This window comes from Roseateles sp. UC29_93, assembly GCF_042695725.1.
Lineage (GTDB): Bacteria > Pseudomonadota > Gammaproteobacteria > Burkholderiales > Burkholderiaceae_C > Roseateles > Roseateles noduli_A.
Window position 1 is genome coordinate 2568739 of record NZ_CP170545.1, and the last position, 12263, is coordinate 2581001.

At 68.2% G+C, this 12263-nt stretch carries 10 protein-coding genes and 2 pseudogenes; 1 reads left to right on the forward strand and 11 read right to left on the reverse strand.

Going from position 1 to position 12263, the window contains the following annotated elements; genetic code table 11:
• Positions 1 to 60 precede the first annotated feature (60 nt).
• Positions 61 to 666 carry a histone gene (locus tag ACFJIX_RS11835; RefSeq protein WP_377160206.1) on the forward strand — a complete coding sequence of 202 codons (606 nt, stop codon included), beginning with the start codon at positions 61 to 63 and terminating at the stop codon, positions 664 to 666.
• Positions 667 to 813: 147 nt separating this feature from the next.
• On the opposite strand, the gene ACFJIX_RS11840 is transcribed toward ACFJIX_RS11835, so the two are convergent.
• From ACFJIX_RS11840 to ACFJIX_RS11890, 11 genes and pseudogenes are all read right to left on the reverse strand, one after another.
• The gene (locus tag ACFJIX_RS11840) at positions 814 to 2331 is read right to left on the reverse strand and encodes a zinc-ribbon and DUF3426 domain-containing protein (RefSeq protein ID WP_377160208.1); all 1518 of its coding nucleotides are present in this window, start codon (positions 2329 to 2331) and stop codon (positions 814 to 816) included.
• Between the two features lie 171 nt (positions 2332 to 2502).
• A complete protein-coding gene (prmA, locus tag ACFJIX_RS11845) occupies positions 2503 to 3399 on the reverse strand; it encodes a 50S ribosomal protein L11 methyltransferase (protein ID WP_377161730.1) in 897 nt (298 codons plus the stop codon).
• A 231-nt stretch (positions 3400 to 3630) separates the two neighbouring features.
• A complete protein-coding gene (accC, locus tag ACFJIX_RS11850) occupies positions 3631 to 4980 on the reverse strand; it encodes an acetyl-CoA carboxylase biotin carboxylase subunit (protein ID WP_088406404.1) in 1350 nt (449 codons plus the stop codon).
• Between the two features lie 122 nt (positions 4981 to 5102).
• On the reverse strand, positions 5103 to 5570 hold the full coding sequence (accB, locus tag ACFJIX_RS11855; protein WP_377160211.1) for an acetyl-CoA carboxylase biotin carboxyl carrier protein: 468 nt from the start codon (positions 5568 to 5570) through the stop codon (positions 5103 to 5105).
• An 86-nt stretch (positions 5571 to 5656) separates the two neighbouring features.
• Positions 5657 to 6109, reverse strand: a complete 453-nt coding sequence (aroQ, locus tag ACFJIX_RS11860; RefSeq protein ID WP_377160213.1) for a type II 3-dehydroquinate dehydratase — start codon at positions 6107 to 6109, stop codon at positions 5657 to 5659.
• A 167-nt stretch (positions 6110 to 6276) separates the two neighbouring features.
• Positions 6277 to 6843 (reverse strand): TlpA family protein disulfide reductase, encoded by a 567-nt coding sequence (locus ACFJIX_RS11865; RefSeq protein WP_377160215.1) that lies wholly within the window; start codon positions 6841 to 6843, stop codon positions 6277 to 6279.
• Entirely contained in the window at positions 6844 to 7440 is a 597-nt protein-coding gene (locus ACFJIX_RS11870) for a hypothetical protein (protein WP_377160217.1), read from the reverse strand. It lies immediately after the preceding gene.
• Positions 7441 to 7502: 62 nt separating this feature from the next.
• Entirely contained in the window at positions 7503 to 8249 is a 747-nt protein-coding gene (locus ACFJIX_RS11875; protein ID WP_377160219.1) for a transglycosylase domain-containing protein, read from the reverse strand.
• 11 nt (positions 8250 to 8260) lie between these two features.
• Positions 8261 to 9196 carry a shikimate dehydrogenase gene (gene aroE / locus ACFJIX_RS11880; RefSeq protein ID WP_377160221.1) on the reverse strand — a complete coding sequence of 312 codons (936 nt, stop codon included), beginning with the start codon at positions 9194 to 9196 and terminating at the stop codon, positions 8261 to 8263.
• 39 nt (positions 9197 to 9235) lie between these two features.
• Positions 9236 to 10092: pseudogene (locus ACFJIX_RS11885) on the reverse strand (energy transducer TonB).
• A gap of 15 nt (positions 10093 to 10107) precedes the next feature.
• Positions 10108 to 12173, reverse strand: a pseudogene (locus ACFJIX_RS11890) (ribonuclease catalytic domain-containing protein).
• Positions 12174 to 12263: the final 90 nt, after the last annotated feature.

The following is a 12263-nucleotide window of genomic DNA, read 5'->3' on the forward strand; positions in this document are numbered from 1 at the left end:
ACCGGCATCAACCGGTTGATGACGGGCAGGGCTATTTCCACTTGATCAAGGAGAACTGAAATGGCAACTGCGAAGAAGGCCGCTCCGGCCAAGAAGTCGGCTCCGGCCAAGAAGGCCGCCGTGAAGAAGGCTCCGGCCGCGAAGAAGGCCGCTCCGGCCAAGAAGGCTCCGGCCGCCAAGAAGGCCGCTCCGGCCAAGAAGGCTGCGCCGGCGAAGAAGGTCGCTGCGGCGAAGAAGGCTGCTCCGGCAAAGAAGGCCGCTCCGGCGAAGAAGGCTGCTGCCGCGAAGAAGGCGGCTCCGGCGAAGAAGGTTGCAGCGAAGAAGGCTGCACCGGCGAAGAAGGTTGCTGCCGCCAAGAAGGCTGCACCGGCCAAGAAGGTCGCCGCCGCCAAGAAGCCCCCGATCAAGGCCAAGGCTGCGAAGCCCGCCGCGAAGAAGGCTGCTGCTCCGGCGAAGAAGGCCGCTGCTCCGAAGAAGGCTGCTCCGAAGGCCGCCGCCAAGCCTGCTGCGAAGCCGGCCGCCAAGAAGGCTGCTGCTCCGAAGAAGGCTGCCGCCAAGCCTGCCGCTGCCCCTGCCGCGAAGCCTGCCGCTGCTCCGGCGCCTGCCGCGAAGACCGCGCTGAGCCCGCAAGCCGCGTGGCCCTTCCCGACCGGCAACAAGCCCTGAGCTTGAACGATGACCGGGCCTTCGGGTCCGGTCCTCTCCCGAAACCCGGCTCACGCCGGGTTTTTTCTTTTGGGCTCCCGCAAGACGCCGCAAAAGCGAAGGGCGCCGAAGGCGCCCTGGGAGGATGGAGCGGGGTCTGCGGCGCGCTCAGGGATAGAACAGCTCGACGGAATAGCCGCTGATCTTCTGCGTGCCGCTGTCGAAGACCAGCTGCAGCTGCTGGTCCGCGCCCCCGGGCAGTGCGGTGCGCCCGGCCTGCATCTCCGTCGGCGACAGCATCCGGCGCACGACGAGCACGCCGCTCGCGTCGGTCAGGCTCAGGTCCACCCACGGCTGCGCGACTTCCCAGTTGCTGCGGTTGCGCAGGCTGATGCTGAAGCGGTAGTGGTTGCCGGCGCCGGCCGGATTGAGGCTGCTGCTCTCGACGCTGAGGGCCTCGATGTGCTGCCAGGGCTTGATCTCCTGGCCCATCGCCTGCGCGACGGAGACCAGCACCGGTTTGGCGTCCGGGTACTGTGCGGCGATCGCTTCGCGCGCATGCCACAGCAACTGGCCCATCAGTCCAAGCGCCAGCACCGTGGCCGTGCCGCCGAGGGCGATGCGCACGCCGGGACGGCTCCAGCGGCGCGCTGCTTCAGCCTGGCGCATGAAGCTCGGCAACTGATCCGGCATCACGCTCGGCGAGCCCTGCGCGGAGGCCGCGTCGGCCATTGCCGCGCGGGCGGCCATCAACTCGGACTCGGCGGCGAGCACCGTCATCGTCGTCTCAGGGCTTTCCGTCGTCGTGCGCTCGCTCCGACGTCTGAACAGCGACCACCCGCGGCGCGGCTTGGCGGGTTGCTTCGTCGCTTGCCTTGCCGCTTCCTTGGCGGCCTTCCTCGCCGCGATCTTGGCCGACTTCGCGGCGCGCTTGGCGTCGGTGATCGTGTCCTCGTCCGCCGCCATCATCGAAGAGCTCGGCTCGAGTGACGGCTCCTGGCCTGGCGACAGCTCGCCCGCGCGCAACTGCGCCGCGGTCGCGGGACTCAGCGCGAGTGTCACGTCCGGACGCTCGTCGTCGTCGATCATCGGCGGCGGCAGCTCGTCCTCTTCGAAGCGCATGCCCTTCGGTTCGGGGAGATCCTCGCGGGGATCGGGAACGGCTGGCGCTTCGAGGAAGGGCTCGCGGCGCGCCTCGAACGAAGGCTCGTCGAAGCGCGATGTCGACGCCTGGAAGCGTGCGTCGACGACGTCATCCGTCGGTTCCTCGTCGGGCAGGCGACGCGGCGGCGCGAAGGGGTTCAGCGACTCGTCGTCGGCGGCCATCCAGCCGCTGTCGCGCGGCGCTTGATGGTGGGACGGCGGCTCAGGTGCGAAGACCGGCGCGGGCGGCGGCAAGGGAGCGGGGCGGCTCGGTGCGAAGTCGCTCGGATGAGGCGCGTAGGACGGCGCAGGCGGCGTGGGGGCGGGCGGGGACGGGCGACGCTCGATCGGCGCGGGTTCGGCCGGTGCGCTCAGCGGCGGCCAAGGCGGCGGGCTGTCGCGCTCGAGGTCGAACAACTGCTCGCGCGCGTCGAACACCTCGGCGCAACGGCCGCAGCGGACCCAGCCCTCGGAGACGCGCAGCTGGTCCTGCACCACCCGGAAGATGGTGCCGCAGGTCGTGCAGCGGGTCGCGAGATTCATGGACGCGATGATGCCACGAAGCAGGGTCAGTCCTTGCCGCGAACACCCCCAGATTGACACTCGGTCACCGGGTGGGCGAAGGCGGAGAACCGGCTGTTCATCGGGGCTGGCGGGCGACGGATCGGCGGTGGATGGGGCGGTGGTGAGGCGGCGGGGGCTGGGTTGTCGTCGTCAGACCGCGCGTCGCGCGGTCATCAGGATCCAGCCGTCCTCGCTGTCCGCGACCTCGAGCTGGACATGCGGCGCGTAGGCCGTCTTCAACTCATCGGCCTGGCGCTCGAGGATGCCGGCCAGCACCAGGTGCGCGCCGGGGCGCAGGTGGTTGCACAGCAGCGGCGCCAGCAGCTTCAGCGGCGTCGCCAGGATGTTGGCGAGCACGACCGGGTACTCGCCCCGGGCGGCGTCCGGCATCGCGGCGTTCAGCGTTACGCCGTTGTCCTTGGCGTTCTGCGTCGAAGCGATCAACGCGGCCGGGTCGATGTCGACGGCGTCGATGGCCTTCGCGCCGAACAGACCGGCGGCGATCGCGAGGATCCCCGAGCCGCAGCCGTAGTCGAGCACGCGATCCCAGCCGGCCGCCTCGGCGCCGTGGCGCGCGATCCAGCGCAGGCACATGCGCGTCGTCGGATGCGTGCCGGTGCCGAAGGCCAGGCCCGGATCGAGCCGCATCACCTGCTTCGCCTGCGCGGGCGCTTCGTGCCAGGACGGCACGATCCAGAACTCCGGCGTGATCTCGACCGGCGCGAACTGCGACTGCGTCAGCCGGACCCAGTCCTGCTGCGCGATCGTCTGGATCGATTGGACGTGCACGTCCTCCGCCCAGTCCTGCGCGAGCAGCAGCGTCGCCGCCTCGGTCGCCTCCTCTTCGGTGGCGAACAGTGCCTTCACGACCGAACGATCCCAACCCGCGCGCGGCGCCGGCATGCCGGGTTCGCCGAACAGCGCGCGTTCGGCAGGGGTGTCGGCGTCGGCGTCCTCGACCGACACGGCCAGCGAGTCCACCTCCATCAGCGCGTCGCTGACGGTCTCGACGTCCTCTTCGCGGCAGATGAGTACGAGCTCGTGCAGCAGGGGATCGTTGGCGTGGTCTTCGCTCATGGCGGCTCCGGGACTTCGGTGGACTTCTGAAATGGAGAAGCCCTCAAGGCGGACTCGCGTCCACGCCTGAGGGCCTCGGTATTGTCGCTCAACGATCCGTGCCAGCTTCGCTTGGGTGTGGACCCGGCGGAGCCCGTGGAACTGGCTTTGCCAGGCCACCGGGCTCGCCTCTTGAGGGGCCGGCGAAGCCGGTCGGGGTGGTCAACGTTTATGCGCCGCCATCCATTGTTCGAGGTAATGGATGTCGGTGCCACCCTCGATGAACTTCGCATCGGCCATCAGCTCGCGGTGCAGCGGGATGTTGGTCTGGATGCCTTCGATGACGGTCTCCGACAGCGCGATCCGCATGCGGGCCAGCGCCTGCTCGCGGGTGTCGCCGTGGACGATGATCTTGCCGATCATCGAGTCGTAGTTCGGCGGCACGAAGTAGTTGGTGTACGCGTGCGAGTCCACGCGCACGCCAGGGCCGCCCGGCGGGTGCCACATCGTGATGCGGCCCGGCGACGGGATGAACTTGACCGGATCCTCGGCGTTGATGCGGCACTCGATCGAATGGCCGCGCATCGTGATGTTGCGCTGCGTGAAGGGCAGCTTCTCGCCAGCGGCGATGCGGATCTGCATCTGCACGATGTCGATGCCGGTCACCAGCTCGGTCACCGGGTGCTCGACCTGCACGCGGGTGTTCATCTCGATGAAGTAGAACTCGCCGTCCTCGTACAGGAACTCGAAGGTGCCCGCGCCGCGGTAGCCCATCTTCTTGCAGGCGGCGGCGCAGCGGTCGCCCACGCGCTCGATCAGTCGTCGCGGGATGCCGGGCGCCGGCGCTTCCTCGATGATCTTCTGGTGGCGGCGCTGCATCGAGCAGTCGCGTTCGCCCAGCCAGACGGCGTTCTTCTGCCCGTCGGCCAGCACCTGGATCTCCACGTGGCGCGGATGCTCCAGGAACTTCTCCATGTAGACCTGCGGATTGCCGAAGGCCGCGGCCGCTTCGGCCTTGGTCATCTGCACCGCGTTGACCAGGGCGGCCTCGGTGTGGACGACGCGCATGCCGCGTCCGCCGCCGCCGCCGGCCGCCTTGATGATGACCGGATAGCCGATCGCGCGGGCGATGCGGACGATCTCCTTCGGGTCGTCCGGCAAGGCGCCCTCGGAGCCGGGCACGCAGGGCACGCCGGCCTTGATCATGGCCTGCTTGGCCGAGACCTTGTCGCCCATGGTCCGGATGTTCTCCGGGGTCGGGCCGATGAAGGTGAAGCCGCTGCGTTCGACGCGCTCGGCGAAGTCGGCGTTCTCGGACAGGAAGCCGTAGCCGGGGTGGATCGCCTCGGCGTCGGTGACTTCGGCCGTCGCGATGATGGCCGGCATCGACAGGTAGCTCTGCGCGGACGGCGCGGGGCCGATGCAGACGGCCTCGTCGGCCAGCTTCACGTACTTCGCGTCGCGGTCCGCTTCCGAATACACGACGACCGACTTCACGCCCAGCTCGCGACATGCGCGCTGGATGCGCAACGCAATTTCGCCTCGATTGGCGATCAGGATCTTTTTAAACATCTGCGCCTCGGCTCAACTGCGTTGCCGCGCTGCGCGCGGACTGCGCTGTGGCTTCGCCGCAAGGCCTGCGGCCTTGTCCCCGCGATTCGCGATGAGGATCTTCTTGAACATCTCGGACCGCCTTACTCGATGACGATCAGCGACTGGCCGTATTCCACCGGCTGGCCGTTCTCGGCCAGGATCTTGACGATCGTGCCGGACTTGTCGGCCTCGATCTCGTTCATGATCTTCATCGCCTCGATGATGCAGATGGCGTCGCCTTCCTTGACCTGCTGGCCGATTTCGGCGAACGGCTTGGCATTCGGGCTGGACGCGCGGTAGAAGGTGCCGACCATCGGCGACTTCACGATGTGACCGGTCTCGACGGCCGGCGCCGGAGCGGCGACGGGCGCCGCGGCGGCGGCCGGCTGGGCCGCGACCGGCTGGGCGGCCACCTGCGGCGCGGCCTGCATCACGGGCATGGCGGCCACGAGGGGCTGGCCATCGGACTTGACGATGCGCACCTTGCCATCGGCCTCGGTGATTTCAAGTTCAGAAATGTTCGACTCGGACACGAGGTCGATCAGGGTCTTGAGCTTGCGCAAATCCATAAGAACTCTCCAACGGGGATCGGTGATCGGTGGTGATCTTCGGTGATGTCTTCCGGTCCGCGACGGGGATCGACGGACCGCGGCGCTCAGGTGGACGAGGCTGGCCGGCTCAACTGCTGGATCGCGAACTGCAGCGCCAGCCGGTAACCGGTCGGGCCCAGGCCGCAGATCACGCCCTCCGCGAGCGCCGACAGGTAGCTGTGATGCCTGAACGGCTCGCGCTTGTGGATATTGGACAGGTGCACCTCGACGAACGGCAGCGCCACCGCCGCCAGCGCATCGCGGATCGCGACGCTGGTGTGGGTGTAGGCCGCCGGATTGATCAGGATGAAGCGCGTTCCATCGCGACCCGCCGCCTGAATGCGGTCCACCAGCGCACCTTCATGGTTGCTCTGATAGCTCTCCAGAGCTACGCCGGCTTCCTGCGCGATCTGGCGAAGATCTGTATCGATCTCCGCCAAAGTGGTCGCGCCATACACCCCAGGCTCGCGGGTGCCGAGCAGATTGAGGTTGGGGCCGTGTAGTACCAGGACTTGCATTCAGCGACCGGTCCCGCCAATTAGAGCGAAGACACTAGAAGCGTAAAAGGGTGGACTTTACGCGTTTTGAGACCAGATCCCGGCAGCAGCCCAAAAATAAAGAGCTTGACCGGCCCTGGGGCGGTCGCTATGGCTGCGGACCGCCGCTTCTAGGGGTTGACCCGGGGTCAGACTTTGCTGGCGCGCGCCATCGCGCGCAGTTCCTCAAGATTCGTCGCACCCAGTTTGCGCCAGATTGGTTCCCCTTGGATACCGAAGGCGACGGTAAATGGCAGACCGCCCTTGGCGTTGCCCAAGGTCTTCGAGAGATCAGTGCCAGTGAATCCCGCCAGCGCCACGGGGAACTTCAGCGGGATCTTCTCCAGGAATCCTCGCACCGGCGTCGGCGCGTCGACGGCCAGACCGAGCACCTGCCAACCCTGCGCGCTGAACTCGTCGTGGAATTGGTTGATCTCAGGCAGCTCCTTGACGCAGGGCGCGCACCACGTTGCCCAGAAATTCAGCAGCAGCGGCTTACCGCGCAGATGTTTGGCCGGCTGATAGGTCTGCTGATCGAGGGTGTCGAAGCTGGCATTCCAGAACGCCGCAGCTTCCGCCGACAACGGGCCGGACGGCGCGCCGCCTCCCGGGCCGCCTTCCGCCGCCTGCTTTTCATGATGCAGGGCGAGATACGTGCCCGCGCCTGCCGCCACCAGGCCAGCGGCGCCCAATCCCAGAACAGCGCGTCGTTGCATTCAGTCGTCCTTCGAATTCATCAGTTGGCGCAGCGCGCCGAGGTCGCCGCGTTCGGTCCGGCCACGGGCATCGGGCTTGAGCCCGCCGCGCAGGTCGTCATGGTCCAGGATGGTCAGGGCGATCGCGACGCGTTCGTTCAGCGCGCGACAGGGCGCGTCGAGGATCAACTGGTCCACCGTCTCGCCCTTCGCATTGCGCGACTGGCCGACGTCGAAATCGATGCCCTGGTTCAGCAGCGCGATCTCCGCCGATTTGCTGTCATCGCAATACAGCTGCAGGTGGATGTGGGACAGCCGCGTCGCCGTGCCGCGCCAGACGGCGCCGGTCAGGTGCGGCCGGAACTCCGCCAAGCGCTCCATCCAGACGGCGGCCAGCTCTCGTAGCGCCTGCAACTCGGCGGGCTGGGTATCGGCGCAGAAGATGTCCAGATACTCGCGGACCTGGTCCTCGAGTTCATCGTTGTTGGGCAGCGCGGTCCGGGGCGGCAGCCCCAGCACCTTCAGCGCGCGGGACTTGGCGGGGCCGTATTCCAGGCCTTCCTCCACCACCAGCCGGGCGGCGGTGGCGGCAATCTCAATCGTCAGTTCGGATGTCATGGCGGTCTCCCGGCCCGGGGCGGGCGGTCCGGAGGGCGCGAACAAAAGCGCCTGAAAAGCGGTCAGGGTACCTCGACCGCGCCCATCCGGGCCTCGATGGTGCCAGCACGGCCGAGCACGTAGGGCGAACCTGGGCGTTTCTCGAACCGCTTCGGCGCCGGGAGCATCACCGCCAGCCGGGCGGCCTGGTTCGGCCCGAGCCGGGACGCGTCGATGCGGTAGTAGTGACGCGCCGCCGCCTGGGCGCCGAACACGCCTTCGCCCCACTCGACGTTGTTCAGGTAGATCTCCAGGATGCGCTGCTTGCTGAGCATCGCCTCCAGCATCAGCGTCAGCACCAGTTCCTGGCCCTTGCGCGCCAGGTTGCGCTCGGAATTCAGGAAGAGGTTCTTGGCCAGTTGCTGCGAGATCGTCGACCCGCCGATGATCTTGGGAACGGGCGGCGGCTTGGCGGGATTGATCCTGGCGAGCCGTGCGGCGCGCTTGTCGGCCTGCTCCTGCGCACGTTGGTTCTTGTCCCAGGCCTTCTCGAGCGCGTCCCAGTCGACGCCGCCGTGTTCGTTGAAGCCGGCGTCCTCGCTGGCGATCACGGCGCGCTTGAGGTTGCGGCTGATCAGGGCGTCGTCGACCCACTGCTGGGACCAGAGGATCTGATGCTTCTCGCGCAGCAGCCGCATCGCTTCGGAGCGCTGGAAGGTCGTCGACTGCGGCGACACGACCGCCATCAGCGCGATGCGCGCCGCGAAGAAGAGCTGCAGGCAGAGGACGCTGACCAGCAGCATCCCGGCGAAGCGCCAGAACTGTTTCATGCCTCGAGGCCTCAGTGGGAGACCAGCCGCTGGCGGAGGTCCGCGAGCACGGTCGCGCTGTCGGGGCGCACGCCGCGCCAGAGGAGGAAGGCTTCGGCAGCCTGCTCGACCAGCATGCCCAGGCCGTCGCGCGTCGCGCCGCCGGGGCCGGCTTGATCGGCCGCCCAATTCAGGAACGGCATCGCGGACGGGCCATACATCATGTCGACAGCCAGACCGCCGCGCGCGAGCACCAACGCCTCCGGATCGGGCAGCGGGAGGCCGGCGCCGCTGAGCGAGGCGCTGGTGCCATTGATCAGCACGTCGTGCCGGCCGTCGGGCGCGGCCTCGTCGAGGCCCCCGGCGCTCAGGCGCACGCCGTGCTCGGCGGCCCAGGCGCGATGGCTGTCGGCGAGCGCCAGAGCCTTGTCGGCGTTGCGGTTGATGATGCGGATCACCGCCGGTCGCCCGGTGATCAGACTGCCGAGCACGCCCGCCGACGCGCCGCCGGCGCCGATCAGCAGCACGCGCTGACCCTGCAGCGGACGCGCGGCATTGCGCTCGATGTCGGCGAGGAGACCGGCGCCGTCGGTGTTGTCGCCGAGCCAGCCGCCCGCCGACGCATCGTCGAAGCGGAAGGTGTTGACCGCGCCGGCCAGTTGCGCGCGCGGCGTCCTGCGTGCGGCCAACCGGAAGGCTTCGAACTTGAACGGCACGGTGACATTGCAGCCGCGACCGCCGGCGGCGACGAACGCACGGATCGACGCCTCGAAACCCTCGAGCGGGCAGAGCAGCCGCTCATAGACCAGCGACTGGCCGGTCTGCGCGGCGAAGGTGGCATGGATCTCGGGGGAGCGGCTGTGCGCCACCGGATTGCCGGCGACCACGTAGCGGTCGACGCCGGCGCTCTCAGGGGAAGTCGGCTTGGAGGCCGGGCCGGAAGTCGATGCGGATGGATCAACGCTCATGACAGTTCCATGGAAACAGGACGACCGACGTGTTGACGCTCAGGACGGTTGGGAGCTGAGCGTCGTCTCCACGCTTTCATCGCGGTTGAACCGGAAGCGGAAGGTCATCACGAGGACCTCCGCGCCGCGCCGCATCTCCGACGTGAACTGCCCCAACGGCCCGCTCGCCCGCACGATGGCGACGGCGCGGCGGTCCAGCACCGCGTTGCCCGAGCCCTGGACGATCTCCGTCTCGACGACGCGGCCGCGGTAGTCGACCTGGATGTTCATCGTGAGCTCGCCATAGAGCTTGCGGCCCTGGTAGCTGGGGAAGTCGCGCGTGCCGCGCGCCTCGATCCGACGACGCAGCTGGTCGTAATAGAGCGCATGCACGGTCTCGCGGGTGGCGGACTCACATAGCGCTTCTTCGGCCGCGCGTTCTCGGTGTTCACGCGCTTCTCGATCTCGGCCAGCGTCTGGACCAGCTGCCGGCGGTGTTCGGCGATCTGGCGGCCCTCGGCGGTGCTCTTCTCCCGCGCGGGATCCGGCGGCGGCAGCATGGCCAGCTGCCGGCGCAGCACGGTCAGCAGCTGTTCCTGCGCCTGCTGCAACTGCTGGATCTGGCTCTTCTGGAGCTCGATGCTGTCGCCGGTCTCCTCGATCGGCGAGGGCGCCAGCGGCGAGGTCGCCCGCACGTTGGCGGACATTTCGCCGCCGCCGGCCAGGTTGGCCTGCGCGAGCGCCTGGGCCTTGGACGGCGCTTCCTGGCCGCGCGCGTTGACGAGGATCACCTCGAGCGGCTCGTCCTGGAAGATCCGGTCGAACTGCTCCGGCGCGACCAGCTTCAACGTTCCCAGGCCCAGGTGCACCCCGGCCGAGGCGATCAGCGCGTAGTGCAAAAGGCTGAGCTTGGGCATCTTGAAATGGAAGGATCAGGAAGCGGCGGGCGCGGGCGCGGACGAGGTCGGCGCCGCGCCGTCGCCGCCCTTCGCGGTGTCGGAGCCGTCGTCGTTGACGTCGATCGCCAGCGTCAGCACGCCGCTGGGTTCCTCGTCCTCGTCGGCGCCTTCGTCGGCCTGGGCCGGTGCGGCCTCGGCGTCGAGGCGTTCGACCAGGTTGGCATGCAGATCCAGCGTCAGCTCATCGAGTCCCGTGATGCGCACCTTCACGTGCGCGTTGCGCGGCAGGCTTTCGCAGCCGAGCGCGCGGAACACCAGCGGCAGTTCGTCGGCGCGGACCAGGCCGTCCTTCAGCACGGACGCGGTCAGTTCGGTGATGCCCTGCTGCTGCAGATAACGCAGCGTCCAGTAGCGCTCGATGCCGGACTGGAAACCGTTGTACGCGCTGTACGCCGCGTCGAAGCCCGAGATGATCGAGAACAGCTGCGCGTCCTTCGGCTTGAACGGTGCGGCCAGCGCGGCCGTCTTGCCGTGGCGGGCGCACGCGATGATCTGCCACTGGTTCACCAGGTCGACATAACGGCGCAGCGGCGACGTCGCCCAGGTGTACTGCGCGACGCCCATGCCGGCGTGCGGCGCGGGCTTGGTGCCCATGCGGACCTTGATGCCGGGGGCGAGGCTGGCCTGGCTGCGGTAGATGCCGGGCACGCCGCACTCGGCGAGGAAGCCGCCCCAACTGGAGTTGGCCAGGATCATCGCCTCGGCCACGATCAGGTCCAGCGCGGTGCCGCGCTTGCGCGTCGTGATGCTGACCTGTTCGGCACCGGCGGGTTCGACCCCCTCGTTGTCGAGACGGAAGTTGTAGTCGGGCCGGTTGAAGGTCTCGGGCTTGCCGCGCACGACCTCGCGCTTGGACTTGAGGTCCTTGGCGAGCCGGTAGGCGAAGGCCAGTTCCGGCGCGAAGTCGTAGTCGGCCGGCGCGTCGCCGGTCAGCGTCGCGTCGGTGATGACGTCGTCGAGCTTGTCGTGGCGCAGGTTGGCCGCGATGGGCACGCGGTCGAGCCTGGTCTCACGCGCGGTGATCTCCAGCGTCGCCTCGTCCATCGTCAGGTAGATGCTGACGGCGGGGCAGTCACGGCCCTCGATCAGCGTGTAGGCCTGGACGACGTCGTCCGGCAGCATCGTCAGCTTCCAGCCCGGCATGTAGACGGTGGAGAAGCGCTCGCGGGCGACCTTGTCGACCGGCGAGTCCGGCTGGATGGCAAGACCGGGCGCGGCGATGTGCACGCCGAAGATCACCGTGCCGGTGCCCAGGCCCTGGACGGACAGCGCGTCGTCGATCTCGGTCGTGGCCGAGTCGTCGATCGAGAAGGCGCGGACCGGAGCGAGCGGCAGCGCGTCCTTGATCTCGGGCGCGGACAGCGCAGGGAAGTTCGTGCCCTTCGGGAAATGCTCGAAGAGGAAGCGCTTCCAGTGGAACTGGTAGGGGCTGGCGATCGCGCCGGCGTCCTTGAGCAGGTCCAGCGGTGCCTTGTGGCTGCGCTTGGCGGCCTCGACGACGGCCTTGTACTCCGGGCCGTTCTTGTCGGGGCGGAACAGGATCTTGTAGATCTGGTCGGCGATCGGCGCCGGGCACTGGCCCTCGGCCAGTTCGGCGGCCCACTGCTCGATCTGCGCGGCGATCTGCTTCTTGCGCTCGATGCCGAGCAGGGCGGCCTTGACGGTCTCGGCCGGCGCCTTCTTGAACTGGCCCTTGCCCATGCGGCGGAAGTAGTGCGGCGCCTCGAACAGCCGGAACAGCGCGCCGGCCTGCTGGGCGAGCGTGGACTTGGCGTCGAAGTAGTCGCGGGCGAGGTCGGCGAAACCGAACTCGCCTTCGGGCGCGAACTCCCAGGCCAGATCGAGGTCGATCTCCTCGGCCAGACGCTGTCCGTCCGCGATCAGTTCGGCCGGGAGGGCTTGTCGAACTTGAGCAGGACATGGGCGGTCTTCACTTTGACGCGCTTTCCGGATTCGAGCTCGATCTGCATCGAGGAATCGGCTTCGGACAGGATGCGGCCGGCGAGGAATTTTCCGGCGTCTTCGAACAGGGCAAACATAGAGGGCGGATTGTCGCTGATCGTGGAGGGGGTGCCGGGTGGGTGCGCGTGGGGGGCGTGTCAATTCGTTGTCAACACGCGGTCACGCCA

Excerpts from the sequence above, each read along its gene's own strand:
- ACFJIX_RS11875 (WP_377160219.1), bottom strand. The coding sequence starts at position 8,249 with ATGAAACAGTTCTGGCGCTTCGCCGGGATGCTGCTGGTCAGCGTCCTC.
- ACFJIX_RS11870 (WP_377160217.1), bottom strand. The coding sequence starts at position 7,440 with ATGACATCCGAACTGACGATTGAGATTGCCGCCACCGCCGCCCGGCTG.
- ACFJIX_RS11835 (WP_377160206.1), top strand. The coding sequence starts at position 61 with ATGGCAACTGCGAAGAAGGCCGCTCCGGCCAAGAAGTCGGCTCCGGCC.
- aroQ (WP_377160213.1), bottom strand. The coding sequence starts at position 6,109 with ATGCAAGTCCTGGTACTACACGGCCCCAACCTCAATCTGCTCGGCACC.
- ACFJIX_RS11840 (WP_377160208.1), bottom strand. The coding sequence starts at position 2,331 with ATGAATCTCGCGACCCGCTGCACGACCTGCGGCACCATCTTCCGGGTG.
- ACFJIX_RS11865 (WP_377160215.1), bottom strand. The coding sequence starts at position 6,843 with ATGCAACGACGCGCTGTTCTGGGATTGGGCGCCGCTGGCCTGGTGGCG.
- accB (WP_377160211.1), bottom strand. The coding sequence starts at position 5,570 with ATGGATTTGCGCAAGCTCAAGACCCTGATCGACCTCGTGTCCGAGTCG.
- accC (WP_088406404.1), bottom strand. The coding sequence starts at position 4,980 with ATGTTTAAAAAGATCCTGATCGCCAATCGAGGCGAAATTGCGTTGCGC.
- aroE (WP_377160221.1), bottom strand. The coding sequence starts at position 9,196 with ATGAGCGTTGATCCATCCGCATCGACTTCCGGCCCGGCCTCCAAGCCG.